Origin of the sequence: Ruegeria sp. (assembly GCF_965221235.1) — a bacterium.
Classification (GTDB): Bacteria; Pseudomonadota; Alphaproteobacteria; order Rhodobacterales; family Rhodobacteraceae; genus Ruegeria.
This window is the reverse complement of record NZ_CBDCRS010000004.1, coordinates 2322760-2346990: the sequence shown is the minus strand read 5'-3', so window position 1 is coordinate 2346990 and position 24231 is coordinate 2322760. Positions and strand designations below refer to the sequence as shown.

General features: G+C 54.1%; 23 protein-coding genes. 13 read left to right on the top strand and 10 right to left on the bottom strand.

The annotated features are described in order from the left end of the window. The first annotated feature begins 378 nt into the window (after positions 1 to 378). The 8 genes from ACOQOY_RS14935 to ACOQOY_RS14900 all read left to right on the top strand — a co-directional run bounded on the left by ACOQOY_RS14935 (position 379) and on the right by ACOQOY_RS14900 (position 10682). The gene (locus ACOQOY_RS14935; protein ID WP_420586165.1) at positions 379 to 2412 is read left to right on the top strand and encodes a hypothetical protein; all 2034 of its coding nucleotides are present in this window, start codon (positions 379 to 381) and stop codon (positions 2410 to 2412) included. A gap of 74 nt (positions 2413 to 2486) precedes the next feature. Continuing rightward, positions 2487 to 2795, top strand: coding sequence for a hypothetical protein (locus ACOQOY_RS14930; RefSeq protein ID WP_420586164.1), 309 nt, complete (start codon positions 2487 to 2489; stop codon positions 2793 to 2795). Positions 2796 to 2806: 11 nt separating this feature from the next. After that, positions 2807 to 3883: a glycosyltransferase gene (locus tag ACOQOY_RS14925; RefSeq protein ID WP_420586163.1), complete on the top strand. Its 1077-nt coding sequence runs from the start codon at positions 2807 to 2809 to the stop codon at positions 3881 to 3883. A gap of 124 nt (positions 3884 to 4007) precedes the next feature. Next, on the top strand, positions 4008 to 5111 hold the full coding sequence (locus ACOQOY_RS14920; protein ID WP_420583443.1) for an IS4 family transposase: 1104 nt from the start codon (positions 4008 to 4010) through the stop codon (positions 5109 to 5111). 10 nt (positions 5112 to 5121) lie between these two features. Continuing rightward, entirely contained in the window at positions 5122 to 7134 is a 2013-nt protein-coding gene (locus tag ACOQOY_RS14915; RefSeq protein WP_420586162.1) for a glycosyltransferase, read from the top strand. Between the two features lie 8 nt (positions 7135 to 7142). Further along, a complete protein-coding gene (locus ACOQOY_RS14910; protein WP_420586161.1) occupies positions 7143 to 7577 on the top strand; it encodes a hypothetical protein in 435 nt (144 codons plus the stop codon). Positions 7578 to 8437: 860 nt separating this feature from the next. Further along, positions 8438 to 8602: a hypothetical protein gene (locus ACOQOY_RS14905; protein ID WP_420586160.1), complete on the top strand. Its 165-nt coding sequence runs from the start codon at positions 8438 to 8440 to the stop codon at positions 8600 to 8602. Then, on the top strand, positions 8592 to 10682 hold the full coding sequence (locus ACOQOY_RS14900; RefSeq protein ID WP_420586159.1) for a recombinase family protein: 2091 nt from the start codon (positions 8592 to 8594) through the stop codon (positions 10680 to 10682). Before ACOQOY_RS14905 ends, ACOQOY_RS14900 begins: the two co-directional genes overlap by 11 nt. Positions 10683 to 10909: 227 nt before the next feature. On the opposite strand, the gene ACOQOY_RS14895 is transcribed toward ACOQOY_RS14900, so the two are convergent. Then, on the bottom strand, positions 10910 to 12256 hold the full coding sequence (locus tag ACOQOY_RS14895) for a tetratricopeptide repeat protein (RefSeq protein WP_420586158.1): 1347 nt from the start codon (positions 12254 to 12256) through the stop codon (positions 10910 to 10912). Positions 12257 to 12421: 165 nt separating this feature from the next. Here ACOQOY_RS14895 and ACOQOY_RS14890 point away from each other — a divergent pair, with 165 nt between their 5' ends. Further along, a complete protein-coding gene (locus ACOQOY_RS14890; protein WP_420586157.1) occupies positions 12422 to 12667 on the top strand; it encodes a hypothetical protein in 246 nt (81 codons plus the stop codon). 125 nt (positions 12668 to 12792) lie between these two features. On the opposite strand, the gene ACOQOY_RS14885 is transcribed toward ACOQOY_RS14890, so the two are convergent. Beyond that, complete coding sequence (locus ACOQOY_RS14885; RefSeq protein WP_420586156.1) at positions 12793 to 13266, bottom strand: hypothetical protein; 474 nt, start codon at positions 13264 to 13266, stop codon at positions 12793 to 12795. 80 nt (positions 13267 to 13346) lie between these two features. Here ACOQOY_RS14885 and ACOQOY_RS14880 point away from each other — a divergent pair. After that, positions 13347 to 14104 (top strand): IS5 family transposase gene (locus tag ACOQOY_RS14880; RefSeq protein ID WP_420583776.1). Its coding sequence is split into 2 segments (ribosomal slippage): positions 13347 to 13683 and positions 13683 to 14104, totalling 759 coding nucleotides; the frame shifts between segments, so codons are not numbered across the junction. Here the strand turns inward: ACOQOY_RS14880 and gntH are convergent. After that, positions 14056 to 14787 carry a guanitoxin biosynthesis MBL fold metallo-hydrolase GntH gene (gntH, locus tag ACOQOY_RS14875; RefSeq protein WP_420586155.1) on the bottom strand — a complete coding sequence of 244 codons (732 nt, stop codon included), beginning with the start codon at positions 14785 to 14787 and terminating at the stop codon, positions 14056 to 14058. The genes ACOQOY_RS14880 and gntH overlap by 49 nt on opposite strands. On the opposite strand from gntH, the gene ACOQOY_RS14870 reads away from it, so the two are divergent. The 3 genes from ACOQOY_RS14870 to ACOQOY_RS14860 are packed head-to-tail and all read left to right on the top strand — an operon-like array spanning position 14749 to position 18465. Next, on the top strand, positions 14749 to 15471 hold the full coding sequence (locus ACOQOY_RS14870) for a hypothetical protein (protein WP_420586154.1): 723 nt from the start codon (positions 14749 to 14751) through the stop codon (positions 15469 to 15471). The two genes, gntH and ACOQOY_RS14870, sit on opposite strands and share 39 nt — an antisense overlap. Next, on the top strand, positions 15422 to 17209 hold the full coding sequence (locus ACOQOY_RS14865) for a hypothetical protein (RefSeq protein WP_420586153.1): 1788 nt from the start codon (positions 15422 to 15424) through the stop codon (positions 17207 to 17209). The genes ACOQOY_RS14870 and ACOQOY_RS14865 overlap by 50 nt, the downstream gene beginning before the upstream one ends. Beyond that, on the top strand, positions 17206 to 18465 hold the full coding sequence (locus ACOQOY_RS14860) for a HupE/UreJ family protein (RefSeq protein ID WP_420586152.1): 1260 nt from the start codon (positions 17206 to 17208) through the stop codon (positions 18463 to 18465). Before ACOQOY_RS14865 ends, ACOQOY_RS14860 begins: the two co-directional genes overlap by 4 nt. A gap of 218 nt (positions 18466 to 18683) precedes the next feature. Here the strand turns inward: ACOQOY_RS14860 and ACOQOY_RS14855 are convergent, their stop codons facing one another. The 7 genes from ACOQOY_RS14855 to ACOQOY_RS14825 form a co-directional block, all read right to left on the bottom strand. Then, positions 18684 to 19289: a flavin reductase family protein gene (locus ACOQOY_RS14855; protein ID WP_420586151.1), complete on the bottom strand. Its 606-nt coding sequence runs from the start codon at positions 19287 to 19289 to the stop codon at positions 18684 to 18686. Between the two features lie 59 nt (positions 19290 to 19348). Next, positions 19349 to 19975 carry a YbhB/YbcL family Raf kinase inhibitor-like protein gene (locus ACOQOY_RS14850; protein ID WP_420586150.1) on the bottom strand — a complete coding sequence of 209 codons (627 nt, stop codon included), beginning with the start codon at positions 19973 to 19975 and terminating at the stop codon, positions 19349 to 19351. A 55-nt stretch (positions 19976 to 20030) separates the two neighbouring features. Then, entirely contained in the window at positions 20031 to 20564 is a 534-nt protein-coding gene (locus ACOQOY_RS14845) for a YbhB/YbcL family Raf kinase inhibitor-like protein (protein WP_420586149.1), read from the bottom strand. 103 nt (positions 20565 to 20667) lie between these two features. Beyond that, positions 20668 to 21450, bottom strand: a complete 783-nt coding sequence (locus tag ACOQOY_RS14840) for a helix-turn-helix transcriptional regulator (RefSeq protein WP_420586148.1) — start codon at positions 21448 to 21450, stop codon at positions 20668 to 20670. Positions 21451 to 21544: 94 nt separating this feature from the next. After that, on the bottom strand, positions 21545 to 22330 hold the full coding sequence (locus ACOQOY_RS14835; protein WP_420586147.1) for a maleate cis-trans isomerase family protein: 786 nt from the start codon (positions 22328 to 22330) through the stop codon (positions 21545 to 21547). A gap of 24 nt (positions 22331 to 22354) precedes the next feature. Then, positions 22355 to 23671: a TRAP transporter large permease gene (locus ACOQOY_RS14830; RefSeq protein ID WP_420586146.1), complete on the bottom strand. Its 1317-nt coding sequence runs from the start codon at positions 23669 to 23671 to the stop codon at positions 22355 to 22357. Positions 23672 to 23673: 2 nt separating this feature from the next. Next, on the bottom strand, positions 23674 to 24222 hold the full coding sequence (locus tag ACOQOY_RS14825) for a TRAP transporter small permease (protein ID WP_420586145.1): 549 nt from the start codon (positions 24220 to 24222) through the stop codon (positions 23674 to 23676). Positions 24223 to 24231 lie beyond the last annotated feature (9 nt).

Genomic DNA, 24231 nt, shown 5'->3' with positions numbered 1-24231 from the left:
TGCGGACTGGCCATTTTCGTTCTGGCTTCTAAAATTTGCCCGAGGTCAACCATCGCGACCCGCCTAGGGCTGTATGAACCTATGGCGCGGAATTCACACCGCAGGAGGACAGCAGGGCAAAGCCCGATCGCCGGCGCAATCACCAAACTGTTCAGCGGAAATCAATGCGCACTGCCCGCACCTAAACGCCGACAGCCCGAAAACGACTTAACACCACAGCCAGCGCCGATTGAAAAAGGTCAAAGTGACTTACTTGTTTTTGAGTCCGAAATTTTTATAATCGACTCGGTTTTAGGGTATCTATTTGAAACGAGTAACAATTTTTCTATCGCTTCAAAAGCATAGAACGTGTTGCGGTTAAAGGTTCGGGGTTTATTTATGTCAAAGGCCAGCGGCACCAGAGCGCCACCTACGGTTGAAGACAAGGTCGGCAGCGACCCGACCAAAATCTATGATTTCATTCAGTCCGAAGAGTGGCAACAGGTGCTTGAAATCGCGCGTAAAGAGCGGGAGAGAAATCTTGCGTCGCGCGATAAGGTGCACGCTGAGAAGCCAGCCCCAAAGCCAAATAAAAAACTAAGCGATCATTCAACCCCAAGCAAAAATAGAACCAGACAAAAGCACTTTCGGGAAAAGGTTGTTGAAGCCCGTCAGCAACGGGAACAAATCCTCGCTCATCGTTCGGCAGAGCAGCAAGGCACTGGTCAAACTAGGCCAAAATCCGCTGGTGATGTGGGTCCCAAAGTTCGCAGCAATGCAGTGGCAAATGCACCCGTGACCGCACGGAGGGCTACCAAAAACCAGGCCGAACTGGACCAAGATAAGCATCCAAAACCTGAGCCACATAAGGACAAAACGGCGAAAACAAACAAAGGTGATGAATTTGCGTCGCCGTTCGACAACGGTCTAACCGGTGGCGAAGACGCAAACCGGGACTTGCCGGAACATGTCGCGGCGAACGGAAGTGCAAATCTTACCGAGCATAGCAACTCCGATGCTCTGACCTTCGGTTCGTTAAAGCGCAAGCGATCTGTTACAGGTTGGATAGGTTCAGTCGCTCTTGGCTGTACTATTGGTGTGGTCGCTTCATCCTTTGTTTTTGCTGTCTTGTCGTGGTGGAAACCGATGGAGTCTCCTGAACAGACAAGCTCTATAAGTCCAAGCGCAGAACGCATCGCGCCCACGGCGCAAGCCAGCGGAACAAATGTGCAATTGGAAACCGTAACGAAAGAGGTTTCGACCGACGCACCGCCCCTGACCTTTGTTGCGCCGGCACCCATCAAAGTGCCACTCGTCCCGGTGCTATCCAAACCAATTTATGGCGCGTTTGAGGACACGCCAATTGTTACAATGGCGATGCTTCCCCTGCCGGAAGTGTTCATGGACTCCGTACCAATCACGCCGGTGCTACCTGCACCAACCACGCCAGTCCTGCTGTCAGTCGCCCCGAATGTTCTGACCAATCCTGTCGCGCTTGAGGCTCCTCGAGCGGATATTGAAGGAAAGTTAGCAGTCGCCGCAATTTCAAGCGTTGTGCGAGATGCCAAGCCGCAAGGCGGCCAAGGCCCGGTTTCTGTGCTGTCGGGCGGGAATGCCACTTTAGTTCACCTCGCTGATGTTCCCGTTGTTACAATTGCTCCGTCGAACCCACCCGAATTTTCTATACAACCGGTTGCACTCACCTATGGGGAAGAGCGCCAGCCATTGACAACGAAGGCGCTGACCCATCGACCTGAACCAGACGGATCAGTTGCTACGCCAACAAGGCCGAACTCTGTGGCTCTGGTGGAATTGGCGGCATTGGGTTTCTTCGAACCGCCGCAAGCACCTAACCCTGCTGAACAAAAGGGCACTGATCTAACGACCGTTTCAACATCCCCAACAATAGAAACTGAAGACATTGTTCCGTTTACAGAAGGTATCGCACCCCGACAGTTGCAGCCTGGCGCCGAACTGCCTGACGCCACTGATATAGCAACTGCACCGGCGACCGACTCCGAACCAGTCGGATCGGCTACAAGTACCGAAGGCGCAAGTTTTGTGTTGTTTGCGCCCAGCAATTTGACGGCGGATACTGTGAACTCAGTCCTGATAAACCTCGCGTCATCCGGCCATGAGTTGAGCACATCGAACAGCGTGAATTTTAGTATCACGCAAACCAACGTCCGTTTTTATCACCCGCAAGACGCGCAGCAGGCAGCGGCTCTCGCAGAGGATGCAGGGGCTTTGCTACGGGATTTCACTGATTCCAAGTCCAAGACGCCAAGTGGCGTCATTGAGTTGTGGTTGGCAGGCAAAAGCGCGGGAAAACCAAAAGTGAAAAAGGCGCGCCGCAAAGCGCCTCAGGAAAATCAAGTCACCCAACTAAAAAGACAGGTGTTAAGCAAACTTAAAACGGCAACAAATCAATGACCGTATACAGTGTTCGTCGGGCAGAGAGTAAAAAGTGTAAAGTAGAGTTAACAATCATCGACCGGGTTTTATAGATGCCGAACAGCAAACTGGTTGCCATAGTAACCGCTCTATCGTTTTTGATGACGTCACATGGCGCGCGCGCCGAGATAACGTTGGAACACTTGCTGGCCATTGATCAGCTCTTGTCCACCAATGACACTCAGGCGCTTTTGGAGTACCTGCAGAAAAACCCCGAACTGCTTCAGGGTGATGACGAATTGTCCCGTGAATTGCGCAGTTTCAGTGAAATTGCCAACAGTGGCTCGGTGAGCTACGACTACGACCCCGCGGCCTCGGGCGACGCAGAGGTCACGCGAACCGCCAGTTCGCTGCAACACTGACATTTATGTCTATGTTTCAAGCAATTAGATGTTCGGACAAGCTGAAGATCGCCTATGTTATCGAACCGCGATTTTCGGGCGGCACATCGGCGGCTGTCGCTGCAGAGCTGCGCATAACGGCCGAGTTCGGCGAAGTGATCGTGTATGCGATAGCGTCGCGAATGTTTGGCGACAAAAGACATCTCGCACCGGTCCTACGGCAGGTGATAGATGAGTTGAACATACCTGTTGTCTGGGATGCCCCTCGGATCAGCGCCGATTTCGCGATCCTGCATAACCCGTCTTTTTTAAAGTTTCAAAAGTCCTTGAGCACAAAGATTTATGCACAGGAACTGATTGTTGTAACGCATGAGAACTTCTTGCGCCCCGGCGGAGAAGAAGGTTTCGATGTCTCTTGCTGTCTCGATCAGATAGACCAGTCAACTCTGGCGCTTAAGAAAACGCTCGCACCGATTTCTTCGTATAATCGTGAAACCGTGACAAACTGGCTGTCCAAATTTCGAGAAGGCCGCCATTGGAATGTTCTGGATGTCGACTGGTTCAACATATTCTCCACTGATCTGAGCGAACCCTGCGAAAAGCCAGAAGATCGCCGTGGACGGCATTCACGACCCGGTTTTGAAAAGTTTCCACCCGTCGCCGACCTTGATCTGTGTTTTCCGAAACACGCTAAATCCAACGTTATTCTGGGGGCGAATGCGTTGCTGGATGACGAGCTGCATCGACCGCATTGGACGCTGCTGCCCTTTGATGCCGTCAGTGTTGAGAGCTTTTTCGAGATGATTGATTTTTTTGTCTATTTTACTGCCCCAACCTGGCGAGAGAGTTTTGGGCGCGTGATCGCCGAAGCGCTCGCAGCCGGTAAGGTTGTTCTGACAGATCCGAATACCGGCAAGACCTTTGGTGATGCTGTAATCGCATGTCAGCCTGCCGAAGTAGATGGAATTATATCTGGTTTCATTTCGGCCCCTGATCGATATCGTGAACAAGTCGCTGCGTCGCAAGCAGCACTCAAACGGTACTCAGCCGAAACCTTCCGGGCGCAATTTGCCGGTATTCTAGGCGCGGAAAACGGGGTGCAGACGTGATTTTTATTGAGGCGGGCACACGCTCGATCCGATCCTTTGATGCGCAGCACGGTACACGACGCTTCTTGAAACGAGGGGCGAAAAGGATTCGAATTGAAGATTCTTCACTACAAGGATCTTCAGGATGTTCGGATTTCTCCTCACCCCTCTGATGACAACGCTAAGCCCACATTTTGATCTGAGCAAGACGCGATTGGAGACCCTGGCCATAATGCTGATTGGTCTGGCAAACGGTCGAACTGTGAACCTTGGTCATCTGGCGAGTCAGTTCCCCGGCAGCGCTCTTCATGCATCGAGTTATCGCCGCCTTCAGCGCTTCTTCCAGCATGTTCGATTGGATGGAGATGTGGTTGCGCGGTTGATTATCTGCCTGCTTGATCTGAAGGGTCCAAAGCTCCTTGCGCTGGACCGGACCAACTGGAAGTTGGGCAAGACCGATATCAACTTTCTGGTTCTGGCGATCGTGACACGCCGCTTCAAGGTGCCTCTGATGTGGTCGCTTCTGGGTAACAGCGGTAATAGCTCAACGCGGCAACGCAAGAAGTTGATCCGACGATATCTTCGAGTGTTCGGGGCATCTTCCATTGAGGCTCTGCTGGCAGACCGGGAGTTCATTGGGGATAAGTGGTTGGATTTTCTCGCTGAAAACAACGTTCCATTCGTCGTCCGCTTACGCGAAAACATGCACATCCACACCGAAGACGGACGCCGGTTCCAGTTGCGTTCGCTGCTGCGCAAACGCCGCAAGGGCCAATGGAAAGGCTGGCTGGGCGGCATGGCGCACACGCCCAAGAACCTATTTCGCTTTCAGGGGAAACGGATCAAAGGTGGCGAGTTGATTTGGGTCGCAACAAACATCGACGCCCCAAAAAACCCACTCAAACTCTATCGCAAAAGGTGGGGCATTGAATGCCTCTTCGCAGATGCCAAAACTCGTGGCTTCAATATCGAAGACACTCACATCACCGACCCGCACAAGCTTGCGACACTCCTTACGATCGTTGCGCTGGCCATGACCTGGGCATACCGATGCGCAAGTCAGGCGATGGGCCGACAGGGGATCCCGAAAAAAGCCCACAAGCGGCGGGCAACGTCATGGTTCAGGGTCGGGTTCGACGCGCTCCGACGTTGGATCTTATATAACCCGGAAAAGGCTCTTCAGGCCTGGCGACGAACCTGCCCAAAGCGGTCGCTTTCAAGCCCCAAAATGGAGCGCGTTTGGCCATGAGTCGTGTACCATGGATGCGCAGTTGATTTTTGCCCAAAAGCTGAAAAATCGCGGTTTCGTAGCCTGCATTGATGCGGATTATCTGCCCGAGGATGCCGGGCGCGGCAGGCTTTATGAAGCGTCCATGTTGCTTGTCGATCCCGAAGATCACACCCCCGAGGCCGTGTTTGTTCTCGGCGCCGAAGAGGTCGACGATCAACTGCTCGCATCATTGAGGCGAAAGCAACTCGGCCCGGATACTCCGGTGATTGCAACCGGTCGTTTCAAGACCGAGCAAAGCTATATTGGTGCCAAAGCTCGGCTGGCATTTGCGCTGGGACGCGAACCCAAGGTCATTGACCTGAACGAAACCCAGCCGCGATCCATATTGCCGTCCGCAGTAAGCCCATTGGTCGCTGAGTCTCGCCCGGTTTCACGTCCCGTTGGTGATTTGACGGACGTAACGGTTGTCCTGGGCTCTACGGATTTAGACAACCCGGAAACCCTGCCCTGCCTTTCGCGGATGAGCAATCAGGGTGACTATAATCTGAGGCTTGTCGTCAGCGGCGCTCAGAATGAGTTCATAAAGGCATCGCATTTCGCCGATCTGCCCAGAACTCTGTATACCGATCTTTCTCCGCTTACTCTGGCAAAATCGACGGATATTCTTGCGATGTTCGGGCATGGTATTGCAGGCGACAGAATGGCCGAATTTGCGGTTGAGTTAATAGCTGCCGGCGGCCTGGTGATCGATTGCACAGAGGACGAAGTTCTGATGTCCTCGGGTGCTCCGACGCTGCTTGGGCCAAAAACGCTCTTCGCTCTGGATGGATATCTGATTGGCAAGATCCTCGGAAACACTTCGTTCATTGCAGAACAGGCGCAGAAATCTCTGTGGTTGCGCTCCTTGGATATATCCAGGCTGGAGTCCGCGGCTAGCTTGACCGCAAAACCGCCCGCTCCCTCGCGCAAAACGCAAAGAACCTTGTTTCTGCCAACGAACGGAGTGGGCTTGGGCCATGCGCAACGGTGTTCTGTGATCGCCAATGCTCTGCCAGCCGACGTATCGCCGGTATTCGCGGTCTTTCCAAGTTGTGTCCCGGTTGTCCGGCGCGAAGGCATCGACTGTATCCCAATGGTCGCTCGCGCAGATGCAATGGACAGTTCCAACGCCAATGACATCATAAATTATCGCCGTCTGAGCGCCGCGCTACAGGAAGGCGACAGGTTGGTTTTTGACGGCGGCTATGTGTTCGACTCGGTCCATCGCGTAATTCAAGAAAACAGGCTATCGGCGGTTTGGATAAGACGCGGCCTGTGGCCGAAGGGCCGGTCAAGGCACACAATGCTCCGCCGCGAAGGGATTTTCGACCGGGTCATCGTACCGTCAGAAGCGTTTGAAGAGCTTAACGACGCCTACAGCTATGGTGATCAGGTTCACTATGTAGGGCCTGTGTTCCGTCAGGTCGGCCAAACAGCGAAAGAGGCTGAAGAACTCTGGGAGCGGCTTGCCGAACGGTTTGGGCGCGACTTCAGGCAACTGGTTGTCAGTATGTTGGGTGGGGGTGTGGCCTCAGACCGATCCGCGCAACTGCAAGCGATTTCAGGGATGCTTGAGACGCGGGACGATTGCCTGCATCTGATCGTTACCTGGCCCGGAAGCACTGTTCAGGCTTCAGCATTCGGCTGGAAGAATACCAAGGTGGTTCATACGCTCGAGGCCACAAAGCTATGTCTGGCTGCGGATTTGGTCATCTCTGCGGCCGGGTATAACTCGGTCCATGAGTTTCTGTACCACAAAATTCCTGCAATCCTGATCCCGCAGTCTGCCCCTTATCTGGATGATCAGGAACGCCGCGCAAGGGCGTTATCCGATCGTGATCTTTGCGTGACGATAACCGAAAGTGAATTCATGAAGCTTGAGCGTGCAGTGTCGGATTTCCTGGACTACGGCAGCGGGGAAACCCTTCGCGCCGCCATGGCGCAGATTGAGCTACCCGAGCCAGGAGCTTCAACCGCCGCCGAATTGTTAGCAGCAACGTGACAGAAAAAATGACAGAGAACCGTTGGCAACAAATACTGAGCAATACGACACCAGAGCGACCAGCAGATCTGGACGATCTGGTCGCGCCTGGTCGTCAGAGCAAGGCACGTGGCGACCTCTTGTTCCCGGATATGGATCTGCTGCCGTCCGCTGCCCTTTGGGAACGTGACGCGGATAGCCACATTAATATTGGCGTCCGAATCCACAAAATGCCCGAAGCCGCGTGGGAAATCGCAAGGCGACTTGCGGCCGCCGCAATAGAAAGAAATGTGGTCCCAATCATTCTAAGCAGAGTTGACTGTAGCGGGTTTGAACAATTTGGCTTCCGGGTCGAACGCATTCCCGATGAAGAACTAGCAGCGCGTGCCGCAGAAGAGGAAATGAGAAAATTCTGGGCTCTTGCGATCATAATAGATGGGCAAGATGTGGCCCAGTTGTACTAATGCGGCATTGGGCCTCTGATGTGACAGTTCACAAACAGCATCGGGAAGGGACAGACCCGAGATTTATGCAGCGGCTGCCTTGTAGCCCAATGTTCGGCTGATCTCGCCTTGCTGTCATCGTCGTAACGAAACTGCGACACGCCATACGATTGGCGGAAATGCGAAAGTCGCAGCGCAGCGCTTTTGACCGGAATGGACGTCCGGTAGAAACGTAACACGTCTGGCTGATGTCAATCACAACTTGCAATTCCGTATGATAGCCCAACAATGCCCCCCATTGGCTGCGTTTGAGCCGAACTCCACATCTGGCCCACCCGGTCCAATCGATACGGCATAGATATCGCTACCCATAGGTTGAACGGCATTACCCGTGCAACGCCAAGGTCTTCGTAGGGCCGCAAATGACGACTAGCCGACAACCTGAGAGGCAACGCCACAACCCTTTGCCAACAACTGATTTGCAGCATTGGGCTTAATTTCGCCGCGTAACGGGTGTTTGAGTTAGGATGCCTTACTAAGTCAAACGTCAAGCATTGCTGACCAAACACCATTTCCCGTTCATTCTGCCCATGTCGGGCAAATTTGCCGTGTGCATTACAGATGGCATGCCTATTTCGGATCAGATGTCCGGGTGTTTAGGGTTTATCAAAGCGGAGATGAGCAATACGCAGCTTTGGAGCGCGATCCTGGTGTGGTGGTCATGGCGCCTGCATGGGTTCTCAACGCGGCGGTGTGTTCTACACTGAGTTTGGGAATGCCGCTGGTTTCCATTGCTGCGCTGAATGATCTCCATGGTGTCCTTGTGTCCCTGGGGTTCCGGCGAAGCTGTGTCGATAAAGAATCGACACAGGAGGCCGAGGATGATCCCGAAACAAACACCCCCAGTACAATTGTCGCTGCCCTTTCAACCCCTTCCGATCACGCAAATGACACAGGAGGAACAGGCCGCTGCTCTAAATGCACTGGCGCAACTGCTGCTTTCCGCAGCGGGAGCGAGAATGGAGGAGATGAGCGATGAGCATTGATCACGGTACCATTCTCCCACCAGCCCTGCTGCGGCGACGGGCAATCATCTATGTTCGCCAGTCAACCCAGACCCAGGTCATGATGAACCTCGAAAGCCAACGCCGCCAATACGACCTTGTCGAGGCCGCGCGTGGATATGGGTTTACCGACATCGATGTGATTGATGACGATCTGGGCGTGACCGCCAGTGGTTGTGCTGAGAGGCCCGGCTTTGAACGGCTGGTGGCGCTGTTGTGCTCCGGCTCTGTCGGCGCAGTGTTCTGTCTGGAAGTTTCCCGGCTCGCTCGCAATGGACGCGACTGGCATCATGTGCTGGAACTCTGCGGCTTGGTAGAAGCTCGCGTCATTGACCATGATGGCATCTACGACCCTCGCCGCCCAAATGACCGGCTGCTGCTGGGCATGAAGGGCAGCATCAGCGAGTTCGAACTTGGCGTGCTACGCACCAGAATGGTTGAGGCGGCGAGATCGAAGGCAAAGCGAGGCGAACTGCGTTATACCCCGCCAATCGGTTATTTGTGGGACCGGCATGCGGGCGTTTTGTTCGATCCTGATCTTCGGATCCAGAAAGTCATCCGGCAGATTTTCTCTCGGTTCCGGGACTTGGGTAGTGCGCGGCAAGTCTTGCTCGCCATGGCGGCTGAAGGTATCCACTTCCCCCGGCCATCCGACGGCGTTCGGCTGACATCCTTCGATTGGCGGCCTATCCGTTACCGCAATGTCATCAGCGTGCTGAAGAACATGTTCTACGCGGGCGTTTACGCCTACGGTAAGACAGGAAAGAAGACCGAAATCCGGGACGGACGTGCGCATGTCACCTATAAGAACCGTAAATCACCCAAGGATTGGGATGTTATTCTCAAGGATCATCACGAAGGCTACATTAGCTGGGATGAATACGAACGCAATCAGGCGCAGCTGGCCCGCAACGCGTTTGGTCGCAAAGGTGGTGTCAAGTCCGGGCGCGGCGGTGGCGCTCTCCTTGCGGGCCTTCTCTCCTGCGCCCGGTGTGGGCGTCGCCTGCGAGTGGTGTACACAGGCCGCAAACCCAGGCCGGTTTATCGATGCGACACCCCGAACCTGTTGCTCGGACAAAAGCGCTGTGTCGTTTTCGGCGGCGCACGGGCGGAAAAGCTGGTCACAGCCGCCGTTCTGGAAGCGGTTGCACCATTGGCCATTGAGGCATCTGTCGCTGCGCAGGTGGCCATGAGCAAAGCGGACGAGGAGAAGAAAGCTGTTCTTGAACTGGAACTCCAACAAGCACGGTATGAGACTTCTCTTGCCGAGAAGCGTTACGCGTCCTGCGATCCGGAGAACCGGTTGATCGCCTCGGAGCTGGAAAAACGCTGGGAGGAGGCCCTTGGCCGGGTTCGAATCTTCGAACAGCGTCTCGAAGAGGGTGACGACGACGGCGATACCGTTGATCCCGAACGGCTGGACAGCCTTGCCAATGATCTACAGGCCGCCTGGGATGCGCCCGGCACAACCATGCGCAACCGCCAGCGGCTCATCAGTACCATCGTCGAAGACATCATCGCAGATATAGACGAAGAGAGTGGCGAGATTGTCCTCGTGATCCACTGGAAAGGTGGACGACACACGGAATTGAGGACCAAGAAGCCCAAACCAGGTGAGCACGGTGCCAAAACCAGCGAGCGAGCCCTGGGCATCATCCGCGAGATGGCCGGGCGCTGGTCAGACGAAGCGATCGCCGCCTGCCTGAACCGGCAAGGCTTGCCAACCGGCCAAGGCAAGACGTGGAACGCCAAACGTGTCTCCGCGATCCGCCGGGTCAACGACATCCATGGTTATCTGTCCGCAGACAAGACCGGCCCGTATCGCACCATGACAGAGGCGGCAAACGAACTCGGTGTAACCAACCACGTAATCCGAAGATTGATCAAGGACGGAATCTTGCCAGCAAAACGCCTTGTGGATGGGGCACCTTACCAAATCCATGCGAATGATCTGCACTCAGAGGCCGTTAAAACCACAATTAAGCGGAAGGGGCGCCCGTGTCGCGCAACACCAAAGAATCAGCTTTCAATGTTTCCAAACACTTACAAAGGGGGTGCATAATGACCAGCCGTTCGCGAAGAGACGCCATTCATCGACACTGCCACTAAGGTCATATTTGAGCCCAACGTGTCTGATGGTGCATTGTCCAAATCCGACTGCTTCACGGATGACTCAGATTTCACATGACGCGGGTGTAGTCTGCCGTTTAATGAATGGCATTAGGGTGACGTTGTTTTCAATCAGAAGGCTGGCACCAGTCAAGTTTGTTGCGATCTTCGCAAGACAGCCTATCGCTGTGCATCTTCCTTTGTTACAGGACTTATCCAGCCTTGTTTTCGTAACTCGCGTAACACGGCTTCGGCGTTTTCGGCGTCTCTGTGAATACTTTTTAGCATCGCACCAATTGGCGCGTTTGGCCAAGCGCGCTCAAATTCAGCCAACTTCGCTTTAGCTGCTTGATCTCTGCCCATCGCGGACAAGGCAGCCGTCACATAGGCCAGAGAAGGCGCGCTAAGCGGATCGCCAATTTGCTTGGCCTCTTCGAAGCGGTCTACCGTAGTTTGATATTCCCCAAGATGAAAATGTGTTGCGCCTGAAATGTTTCGGTTGGCAAACCTTTGGTTGCTGGAGTCTAGAAGTGAGAGCCTGTCCGCCGTCTCGATAGCCTCTTCGAACTCCCCTGAAAACAAGGCCACAGCACCAAGGAAGTCGAGGACGGCCCCGTCATTCGGATCAAGTTTGGATGCGCGTCTTCCGAGCTGCAAAGCCGCGTCATAGTCGCGATTGGCAAAATAGGCCCAGCTTTTGGCAGACTGGCTCCAGGCTTGGTCCGGCGCCAGGCTCACAGCTTGGTTCGCCAGTTTCATAGCGGCATTAGCATAGTCGCTCTTGGCGCCTGAAGGTGGAGTTATCAAGGACAAGGATGCGAGTGCTTGCGAGGCACCCGCATATCCGCCGAAATACTCCGGGTCGATCTCGATCACGCCTTCAAACACGGACAGAACCAACACTTGGCGCTGTCTGTCAAAGATCGGAAAAATCATTGTCCGCGCCTGGTGCGCCAAATTGAATGCTTGTAATGCAGCCGGAGATTTTTCGTAGATTGCAGCGCGCTGCAAATGCACGCTTGGGTCCATCGCGGGCCAGTTGCTTAGTTCGACAGGATCAGATTCTTGTCTGCCAGGACCAAGGCCAACAGCGACCAAGCTTCCGACGATAGCCCCAATGGCAAATGCACCTATAGGCAGAACAATACGCTTCGAGTCTCTGGATACTGGATCGCTTCCCGTAACTCTCTCGAACCGCGGCCTGTATCCTCCGCTGTCAATAAACAGGCGAACAGGGTCATCCTTTCCAACGCCTTCATAGTGCAGTTCCAAGAACTGACGAAGCCGACGTGCGTCCACGCGCACCACGTTTTCCGGGTCGGTACCCTCTGACGTATCGCGGCCATAAACATCCTGAGCTATGGTCTTGCCGCGAATTTCATCGCCACGCCCTGCAAGTTCCTCATCAACGATGTATGTGAGAAAACCCCGAAGCCTATCGGACCCATCCAAATGCGCATCTTCAAGCAATCTGTCGAGTGCAGCGCGCTTGTCAGTATCCGAGATGTTTCTGGAAGAACCCATCATATTCTTATCTTTGCAATTATTACGACGTGAGTCACCCAATTACTCACTGTGAGTCACTTACGTGAGGGGTCGACAAGCGTCAGGCTGATAGCCGGAACAGTGGTCCAAAGCGCGCTTAATCACAAATTTTGCTTGCTGCGCCGCTAAGAAATTGGAGGAGGATTCATGGCTTATCGTTCGAACGACAAAAGACTCATTAAGCACTTCGCAATTGGTTTGCTCTTCGGCGCTTGGGCTGTTTCTCCACAAAAGTTCTCTAAAGCCGTGCTCGATGTAGTCGCCCCCTCAGCAGCATATGCGCAGGAAGCAGAGGAAGTTTCCCCGACGAAGGTGCGTGATCGCCCACGCGATGTGTACTACCCCAACACCGAGGACTTGGCCGAAGGATTGAGCGCTGGCGGTGTGAAATAGCGCAAATATAAACGCGCCAGAACACAGAGCCGCACGCAATATCAAAGAGCTGTTCCGCATGAATTTCCTCCTATCCGAGTTCTAAACCGGCGCGACCTGTAAAGTGGCGCCGGTCGACCGCGGTTTCAGTTGTCGCCCGGATAAGGGAACTCTTGGCCCAGAACTTCTGACGCTTCTTCAAAGATCGGACGCAAAACATCATCAACGTCGTCATATCCGCTCTTTGTGAAGTCTGAGAACTGCATCGCATCCAATGCGACACCTGAACGCTCGGAGAACTCGGTCCGATCATCCTGCGAAGGAGCTTGGGCGGGTGATGCCAGCGGAGGAGACCAAGTACGTTCCTCGGTCGCCGCCATCCGCACGATGATGTCGTCTTTGGTCACATTCCAGGCCATGAAATCATCGGCCATGCTAAGCGGCCCATCATACGTTGACCGAATACGTTCATAGACGCCGGTCGATGTGTCAAAGTCGTTGAAGAAGTGATAGGCAACGGCCATGCGAGGCTGGATATCGCTCATTACCTTGCCAAACGCTTCCGGTGCCGTGTGTACTTGCGTGCCAACCAACAAAGCGGATTCCGGTGTGAACTTCATCTTCGTTACTAGGGTCTGTTGACATTTGGGATTCACAATTTGTCTGAACTCTGATTCAAGTTTCCAAAATGGAGGTTTGAATGGACGAAAACCGTTTTGTGATTTCGGATGATCTTTGGGAGAAGATGGCGCTGCTCCTGCCCGGCAAGGCCGGTGACCCGGGGGCGACGGGTCAGGATAATCGACGGTTCATGGAAGCGGTACTTTGGCGCGTACGAACAGGCGCGCCATGGCGTGACCTACCCAAGGATTTCGGTAACTGGAATTCGGTTTTCAAACGCTTTCGTCGATGGGCCAAAGCCGGTGTGTTTGAGAGTCTTTTCAATGCTATAAGCAGAGAGCCCGACCTCGAATACGCTCTGATCGACGGAACAATTGTGCAAGTCCATCAGAAGGCGTCGGGCGCAAAAGGGGGACTCAGCATCAAGCCATCGGACGCTCTCGCGGCGGGCTGACGACCAAGATTGTGGCCCTGGTCGATGCGCTCGGCAACTTGTTCCGTTTTCTGCTTCTACCGGGGCAAGCACACGACATGAAAGGAGTTGCTCCCCTGATCCAGGATGTCTCCTTCGGAGCTTTGCTGGCCGACAAAGCCTTCGATTCTGATTGGCTTCTGAAAGACCTTGATGAGCGCGGCGCTACTGCTGTTATCCCGCCAAAATCGAACCGAAAAATGCTGAGAGACTACGATACCCACATGTACAAGTGGCGTCATCTGATTGAAAATTACTTCGCAAAGATCAAGGAATTCAGAGGTATAGCAACGCGATACGACAAGACCGACATCAGTTACGCTGCTAACTGGCACCTCTGCGCTATGCTCGTCGCCGCACGCTGATTGTCAACAGACCCTAGCTCGGGAACAGCAATAAAACACTCGTGAATCGCGAGGTCGGCGTTCTTGGCGTATTCTTTGAACCACTTGTTTGGGTAGGTGTCCGAACTGAAAACGAACTTCAACCCATTCCACTCAAGCGCATAGCTGACTGCGCCGTCGATCGAGTGAATAGCCGGGAAAGTGCGGATTTGAACCCCGTTTTCCTCGTAAATGACCTCGTTTTCCAGTTTGTAGTCGAACTCGTTCACCTCCATCGAGTAGCCGCGGAAATCAACGTTTCCGGCTCGCCCCGCCAGATCCCAGGTCAGCATCTTCTGCATGTGATCCAACGCATAGGCGGTGCCAAGTTCCTCAGCTGGTCCGCTTGGACCCCAGACGCGCAGTGGCACGTTTCGCCCCATCAGCGCGCCACCGATGAACAGGTCATGCAGCGCCCCAAAATGGTCGGTGTGCAGATGACCGATAAACACTTTGTTGAGGTAGCTGTAGGGGATTTGCAGCGACGAAATCCGCTCGGCCGACCCCGAACCAATGTCGAATAGGAACTTGTCTCCGTTGCCCAGTTCTACAAGGAAACACGCAGCAGCCTGCGCCGCCCGTGTCGTGGGCATCCCGGTCCCGCACGCGATGACCCGCATCTCGTCTTGGCGCGTTCCGAGGATGATGAAGACGGTTGGCGGCATTCCATTACGCCTTATTTGTTCCTACCGCTCAGTACCACGGGCACATCGACAATTGATGGTACAAGCGTTGATTTAGACCTGAGCCTGAGCGAGGTTCTCGACGTTCTCCAAGGCGCTGCTTCGGTGCGCTACGAAGGCTGGAACGGTGACTTCGGAATCATATCAGAGGTCTATTACGTCAGGCTTGGCGAAGATGGCACGTTACCGGGTGGAACGGCGGACGTTGAAGTTGATGTCCGGCAAACCTTTGCCAACGTGCAGGCTGCGTACAGGTTTGCAAACGGAGTAAATGCTTCGGGCCGACGTTTCGCAGCGGATGCCGCTATTGGTGTTCAGTGGAACCGTCTAAAGCAAGAGATCGACATAAGCGGTCCTGGTCCCGGTGTAACGCTGGGTGGAACGGAAGACTGGTTCGAGCCGATGATCGCAGTCCGCTATGCCACGGAAATCAACGACAAATGGAGCTTCGCCAGCCGTGCTGAACTGAGTGGCTTCGGTGTGAATGGTGATGACCTGCAATACTTGGTTCTTGCTGGTTTTGACTGGAAAGGTTGGGAAAATACGTCCCTGCGGTTTGGCTATCAGTTCTACGGAATTGACTTTTCCACGGACCGTTCGGGAGGGGAGTTTGCCTATGATGTGGATCAGAATGGCATCTATGCTGCCGTTGCCTTTCATTTCTAAGAACAACACCTCTGGAGCTATATGGGTCTTTTTGAGCTCGATGCTCGCAGGTCTTGTGTTGAGCGCAGATCAGTCAATTGCCGATCTCGTTTCCCCCTACGGCGGGGAAACCGCTCCAAACTTTGTCGAGCTTTCGGTGGAAGCTGATCAGGTCCGTGTCGTCTTGGAAATAGACCTGAGCGACTATCCCATCTTTGTCATTCCTGATGACGGTTCAGGCAAGTCGTTGGCCGAACGTACAGGACAAAATCTTCAGATTTGGGCGGACGGCGTAGAACTGACCGGGACAACGAACACGATTGATGTGCGCCCGCGGATATCACGGCAAACATCACTTAGCGCTCAGTATCGGCCACGGCCACGCAGCAAGAATGTCATCTACGTGCGTATGGCGTTTCCGTTCAGCGTCAAGCCTGAACGGATCACATTTGTCCCCCCGCTAAATCCGGATGGTATCCCAATGGCTTCCATTGGTGTTGTGGCCGAACACATGGGCGTTCCAGTGACAGATTATCGCTATCTCTCGCAGGCTGAGACAATGCTGCCAGATTGGAACGATCCGTGGTTCACAAGATTTGAGAACCCAAATCTAACTCGCCACCATAAATCCCCGATGATGTCGTTTCTGGCCGTCGAACCCCGCGTCGTAAGGCACGAAATCATCTTGCGTTTGAAAGACTTCGAAACTTGGACTGACCTGGACTTTGGACGCGCTGAACGACTGCCTGCGGATCAGGTCGCGGGCATCAAGTCTGACATTGCGGATTTTTTTGCGACAAGAAATCCGATTACCATCGACAGCAAGCCAATGACACCCGAAACAGTACAGGTCTCACGTATCGAAATTGGGGCTGAAGGTTTGCGCGTTCTTCCAGATGAGGCGGAAGCAAACCGAAACACGATGCTGCTGGGCGTTGTTCTTTCCTACCCGGTCGGGGCCTTGCCAGACCGCGTTGATCTAGGATGGGAGCTGTTCCCGGATGGCCTGGACGTCATTCCCATCACCCTCACGGATCCGGCGGGAGCGGTGCCGTCGCAGATTTACGAAGCCGATCCCTTCGTTAGCTGGAACAACCACCTGACAAGTTGGATGGAGCCGAAAACGAGCCCTGTCGTCGTCACAACAGCGGGCGTAGCACAGGTACCTTTGTTTGCGTTCGGCTTGGGTTTTCTGAGTTTGATTTGCGTATTTCTTTCTTTGCGGCGCACCAAAGGTCAGCGTTTTTTCTTTCTCGGCCTGACCGGTGCATTCGGGGCCGCGGCAATTGCCATCGCTTCACTGAAAGGCGCGCTTCCTTTCGCCAAAGCGCCCGTGCCGGATGAGATCGCTGCTCATCAAATCGTGGAAGGGCTGGTGGCCAACATCGGTACCACGATGCTTGAGACGCAGGATGACATTGCCGCAACGGCGATGGAGCCATTTGTCGAAGCATCCAATCGCGACCAGGTTCAAGCAGAGATGCGTCGTGCCTTGTCAGTGACTTTGCCCTCAGGCGCATTGGCCCGCGTTGAAGGTATTTCGGACCTGAATGTCGAGAGCTTCATGCCCGGCCGGGCCAGAAACCAGCATCAAGCTTTGGCCAATTGGACGGCTCGTGTCAGCGGCGGTCATTGGGGCCACTTACACAGACAAGCCGTGGTTTATCGCGGCGTGCTTGATGTCTCACGGCGCGGCGACCAATGGATGCTGGATGGTCTGACGATTGTCAGCTCAAAAACAGGGGGGGAAGTACAGTGAAATCAACGAAGGCCCGTATTCTTACGTTCCTGTCTATCGCGATTATGGTGTGTGCGGATCATGCCAAGGCTCATTTCAACCTGAATCAGAACGTCCGAATTCATCATGTAGCCCACTCAAAGGATGGTCTTGATGTCTATATTCGCATGCCTATGCCTTATTTGGTGGCAGAACTTGTAGGCCCAGAAGGCCCCGACGGATTGCCCGCCCCGGCACCTTACACATACAATCAGATCGAAGACGGTGTGCTGATGCACTATGTGGATCAGACAGCCTTGGACGCTGATCCGATCGGCTTGGCCGCCATCGCTGCGGACAGTTTCATTCTGACGATTGAAGGTCAGCGACAGACCGCGAACATCATATCCGTCAGGCTAAATCCAGTGGGCCAGGAGCCCGGGTTTGCAACGCTTGATGAGGCACGTGCTGCACTTGTGCTCGAAGACGTTTTCTCCACTAAAGAAGCGACTTACGTGGGCGCTGTGACGGTTGACATCCATTTGCGATTTATCGGGGGGCAATTCGACACTTACAGCCTTTCCTACACCTCTGATCCCGGACTGACGGGACAAGAAGACACCGCAAACCTGATCCTCGACTACAATGGGAATAAAGTTCGGGCACATCGCGTGCGGGGGCTTATGCATGACCCTGTAGAGGTGTCGGGATCGGCGACTGCAGCGGCTTCAACTTTCTTTGTCGAAGGCATTCGGCACATATTGGAGGGTCCCGACCACGTACTCTTTGTGCTCTGCATGATCATCGGCGCCTTGAACCTTCATAGCCTTCTAGCTCGGGTCACGGGTTTCACCTTGGGCCATACCGTGACGCTGATCCTGGGATTCTTTGGTTTCGCTCCAAGCGGAGCCTGGTTCATCCCAAGCGTCGAATTGGCGATCGCGATATCGATTATCTACGCGGCCGCCATGGCGGTATGGCCGCCAGAAAAGGGACATGCTGATTTGAAAGCCTTCGCAATCACGTCCGGCATCGGGTTGCTGCACGGGTTCGGTTTTTCGTTCATGTTGCACCAAATTCTTCGCGTCGATGCACCCAATGTTTGGCACAGCCTGCTGGCCTTCAATGTTGGAGTAGAGGCTGGTCAAGTCATGATCGTTTTTTTGGTCTGGCCGCTGGTGCTTCTCCTGCGCAAGCAACCGGGCCGTATCTGGGTCGGATCTCGTGCCGCCGTCGCCGCATGTGCAAGCTTGATCGCGTTAGTTTGGGTTATTGAACGGGCAGAGTTCTTCTTATGATCCCTGCTACTAGAGTCTTGAGCCACTGCTTGCACAGGTGTGTAGATATTCACTTAGATTTGTCCAATATTGCTTTACCGCCTGCTTGGGCAGATGCAGGCAGACGGATCCGTCTATATGATTTTCATCGCAAAATCCTCCTAGCCTCGAAGTAACGCGTGAGTCATAAAACTTGCCGCACGATAGTGTTTTGCACACCGTCACCCATTGAAAATGGCCTATGCTCTTGGTCGCCTGAGGCTGAAAAGCTCTGTCACGCGCGCATAGTCCTGGTAGCCCAATCGTGCCAAGGGTTGGAACTTGGTAACATCAAAGATGCCGTTGATCAGATAATTGTCGTTGAGGTGAATGCCCGTGACTTCACCAAATGCTACGATGTTGGAGCTGCCAGGCAGATCGACGACCTTAGTCAATTTACATTCCATACTCGCGGGGGCGTTGGCCACACGCGAACAGGGGATCGTTTCACATTCTGTGCGTACAAGCCCAGCGAGGTCGAATTCATCGATATCGCGGGTCGCCGGCAAGGAAGTCTTGTTCATCGCGTCGCGCATATCATGCCCCACTACATTGACGCAGAATACCCCGGTGTCGATCACGTTTCCGATTGAATCTTTGCCGCGTTGGCGGTCCTCTTTGCTGGCCGTTGATGCAAACATGACCTGCGGAGGGGAATAGGAAACACCGTTAAAGAACGAATACGGTGCAAGGTTTTCCGCCCCATCCATCCCGCGGGTGGAGATCCAGCCGATCGGTCTTGGTGTGATGAGAGCGTTGAAGGGATTGTGCGGTAGACCGTGGCCGTTTCGCGGTTCATAAAACATGGGTCGTTCCTTGTAGAGCGGGAGCCTCCCTTTCAAGAGGCTCCGGGCAATCAGGTAGCTCAGGCAACTACGTCGGGGTTCATGCTGTAGGTGCCGATATGGGAAGCTTGCCCCAAAACATGGCCTTTCATGGCCGCCAACGCGTCAGCCCCAGTAAAGGATCCGTGCAAATCGAGTCGGTCGATGTCCAATGCAAAGACAGTAAAGTGGTAGTGGTGGATGATGCTGTCATTCCAAGGCGGGCATGGGCCGTCATAACCGCCGTAGTTCCCGCCCATTTCATCATCGCCAGCAAACCAGTCTGTGTAGCTGTTGATCCCAGTACGACCGTAGGAACGCTGGCCTGCGGTTTTGCCTTTGGCCGTAACCCCAAGACTGTCTGCGCCCTCTGGAATCTCGGATACATTCGCTGGAATGTTCACAACAACCCAGTGGTAGAAATCAACACGTGGCAGATCGGCTGGAACTGTCTTACCTTCCTGATTCACGTCTTGGCCGGAGGATGGAACATCCGGGTCATGGCAAATGAGAGCGAAAGATCTTGTACCTTCGGGTGCGTCGCTCCATGCGATTGAAGGGTTTACGTTGCCGGACAAGGCAAAGCGACCTTCGGCAGGGATCTGTCCAAACGCGAACTTGGCTGGGATCGGTGAGCCGTTGGCAAAGCTGTCGATCGTGATTTTCATCGGTATTCTCCGTGAGGAATCGTTACGCCACGGGGCCACCCCGAGGCGCAAGTGATTAACGATTGTAGACGGCTGTGATGGTTGAGGAAGCCAGACTGTTGGCGTTCACCATGAACCCGGCCAGTGCATTGCTGACGGACTCGTCCAACTCCAGTGTGGTTCCGAGAGCGTGGACAGTGAAGTTGTAGCGGTGCACCTCACCCGGCGGCGGGCATGCGCCGCCGAAGCCTTCTGCGCCATAGTCGTTGGTCAGTTCCACTGCACCCGCCGGGACCGCCGCGCCGCTGGGCAATTCACTTACTTCTGCCGGGATGTTGAAGGCGAACCAGTGCCACCAGCCAGAGCCGGTTGGCGCGTCAGGGTCGTAGACAGTGACGGCGAAACTTTCGGTACCCTCAGGTGCGCCGGTCCAGGCCAGTGTCGGCGCAACGTTGTCGCCTTCACAGCCGAAGCCCTGGAAGACCTGGGCTGCGTCGAGCCGGGTGCCTTCTGCAATATGGGGGCTGGTCAGTTGGAAGGTGTCCGCCACAACAGGGGACGTCAGACCACTCGCGACCAACAGAGTTGCAAGAAGAGATGTGCGTAGCATTGTTCAGTTCCTTTCCTGAACTTTCGTGTTGTCGATGGAACCAAATTAGACACCACGCACTGGTGCTACCTCCGACAGCCACGCAACTAATGTCGAAATTCGATCAACCTTTCGCGGAACGGATGTCTTTTGGCCTAATCCTGAACCTATTTTGGAAAGCGTCCGAAAAATGAGATGGCGTTTTGAAACCACAATCCATTGCGATTGCGGAGATTTGGCTGTCTGTGGTTTGCAGCAAGCTCAACCCTCGTTCCAATCGCGTGTGCAATAGAATCTTTGCAAACCCCTGACCTGTTTTTGACAGCCATCGTCGCATGGTGGCTTCGCTCATCGCGAAATGGTTTGCGACTTCCCCGGCCACCCATGGATGGCTAAGGTCCGTTTCGATCAAGCGGCGGACTTGACTGATTGGATCATCTTCAACTTGCGTCGGCAAATTGAAACCCTGTGCGCGAAGCCAGAGTAAAGGCTCTAATAGTCGATACTGTTTGATCATTTCCGGAAGCGAGGCGTTGTTCAGCGTATCTGTGATCAAGCTGAGGATATCAGACGGGTTGTGCTCTGAAGCTCTAACAATTTGGACGCCCTTTTCAGCTTGCGTTCTTGGCACATCAGAGAAAACGCCATCCACCAGATCGTGGGTAAAGCAGACTCCCAAAGCGCGGTAGTTTTCATTCATGACCGGTCGGTTTTCCATGGTGACCATGGCGCCCGGCGGGAAGATCATCAAATCCCCTTCTTCGCCCTGCATTTCGCCTTGGGTCGGGTGGAGAACGTATTTGCTGCCGCGTTGAATGAAAAACAGGAAGGTCAGACGAAAATAGAGTTCCGTAAACGTTGCAGTCGTCGCTTGAGAGATCGGATAGATGGATACCTGATGCGACACTTCCAAAGCTCCCGTCTCAGGTTTCGGTTCAAGGCCGAAGATTTGATTTGGCTTGGATATACGCTGCCCCACGAGGGAGCAGCGCAAAGAAAAATCAGGCCACTTCTTGCAAGGACGCTGTCATGCCGTTTGACAACAAGGCACCACCGCCCGGTGCAACTTCAGTCAAATCCAAGCGACGCAATATTTGGCGCGTCGTTGCAACGGCGGCTGACAAAGTTGGGAGGCCGGACGCACGTTCAATCATTTCGATTGATGGGAGCGACGGCATTTGGACACAGGCAGATGCAACAATGGCATCGACACCGCGCGTATCAAGCTTACGCCAAAGCTCGGCAGGAGCTGTTGGGTCTTGTGATGCGACTTTGAGGTTGTCCGGTATTTCCAGTGCAAGGAAGTCCTGCACTTCGATACCCTCGTTCTCGATATAATCCACAACCATTTTCGTGAGCGGCTTCATGTACGGGCAAATTATCGAGACCTTTTTGATCCCGAGATCCTTCATTCCATCGATGAGCGCGCCCGCAGAGTTCAGGACAGGAGTTGGGCATCCATTGTCGACGGTCGCTTGATTGAGTTTGACTTCGGATCTTCGGTGATAGCCCAACCCCATGGACATAATGGCAACCAGACACGCATAGGCCTGCACTTCGACTGCCGCGTCGGACAACTCGACCGCGCAACGCTGGCTGTCGGCATCCATAGCTTCAAGCTCTTCCTTCACCACACTTTTCATCCGCATGCGAGACGAATGGAACGCAAAACGATCGGGCAGGATCGTCTCCCGCGCTTTCAAAAGCGCTGGAATTTCCGTTTCCATGGTGACGTTAGAGCTGGGAACAATCAGGCCAACGCGGCGGTACTTAGTAGCAAAAGACATGGTCCTTCCTTTCAGGAGATAGATTTAGAGCGCGGGACCCATGACGGCTTCAGGCAACCAGGTTGCGATGCCCGGGAAGACGCAAAGCAAGATGATGGCAATCAACATGCAGGCAACGAATGGAAGGGAGCCGGTCAGGATGGTTTTCAAGGAAATATCCGGGGCGATACCGTTGATGACATACAGGTTCAGGCCAACGGGTGGAGAGATCAGCCCGATTTCCATGTTGATCGTCAGGATCACCGCAAACCAGATCGGGTCAAAGCCAGCAGTCGTGATGATTGGCAACAAGATCGGAGCCGCCATCAGGATCACCGCGACCGGAGGAAGGAAGAAGCCCGCAATGATCAGGAAGATGTTCACTGCGATCATCAAAACCCAAGGGTTAACGTCCAGCGTCCCGATCCAGGTCGCAATGCTTTGCGTGATGAAAAGACTCGACAGCATGTAAGAAAACACACCAGCTGCTGCGATGATGAAGAGGATCATCACGCTTTCCTTGGTGCTGTCCTGCAAGATCATCCAGATTTTACGGATATCCCAAAGCTTGTAGACGACAATGGCCACAACCAAGCACAGAATCGCGCCAACCGCTGCCGTTTCCGACGGCGTCGCGACCCCACCATACATTGTGTAAAGCACACCGATGATGATTGCGACGAACGGCACAACACGCGGCAGAACTTCAAACTTTTGTCTCCAAGAATAACTGCGAGCGGTCAGCAGCGCGGTATCGCCGGATCGCCAGGTCGCATAGAGCGACCAAACCATGAAGAGCCCCACCAAAAGCAGGCCAGGAAAGACACCCGCCAGGAACAGACGGCCAATCGATGTCTCGGTCGCGATCCCGTAGACGATCATAGTAACCGAAGGCGGGATCAGGATACCGAGCGTGCCGCCCGCCGCGATAGAACCCGTCGCGATCCCTTCCGGGTAGCCGCGTTTGCGCATTTCAGGAATGCCCATTTTGCCAATCGCAGCGCAGGTTGCGGGGCTCGAACCTGACATTGCAGCGAACAATGCGCAGGCGCCCAGGTTCGAGACCACCAACCCGCCGGGGACGCGCGTGAGCCATCTTTCGAGTGCTTCATACAGGTCCGCGCCCGCTCGCGTAGATGCAATTGATGCCCCCATGATGATGAACATCGGGATCGAGAGAAGCGCAAAGCTGTCGAGCTTTCCAAAGAAAATCTCTGGCATCAGTTCCAATGACCGAATGCCATCAAAGACCAACAAAAAACCAGCAGAGACGATCATCAAGCCTACGGCAACGGACACGCCAGAGAAAAGAACAAGGATGGTGCAAACGCCAACAAGGGCGCCAAGGATGAGGGGGTCCATCGTTATGCCTCCAGCCCAAACGGGGTTTCAGATTTTGTCAAAAGGGCAACAAGATCAGCGAGAAGTTGCAGAAGCAACAAACCGAAGCCGACAGGTAGCGACAGATACGGGATCCACAGCGGAACGGCTGTGACCGTGTCAGATGTCCAACCACGCTTGTAGGCAAAGTGCCAATACTCGTAGCCGTAGAACAGCAGCACCGCCGTGATGATGATGGACAAGCTAAGGGTCAGAACCGCAAGGCCAAACCGAGCGCGCCCTCGCAATGCCAATGGGATCAAATCAACATTGACGTGCCCCCGCTGATATTGAACAAATGGCAACCCGACCAAAGTTGCGGCGATGACGAGATAGACGACGATCTCTGTTTGCCACACAGTCGATCCATTCAGGACAAATCGAACAAAGATCATCTGACAAGTCAGAACGACAGCTGTCAGGATCATTAATGCAGAGCACCAACCGGCGGCGCTTGAAATTTTGTGGATGGATCGAACAATTTGGTGGTCACTTGTCGTTCGAACAATTGCTGCAGGGGCGTGTCCGGACATGGCGGGCGT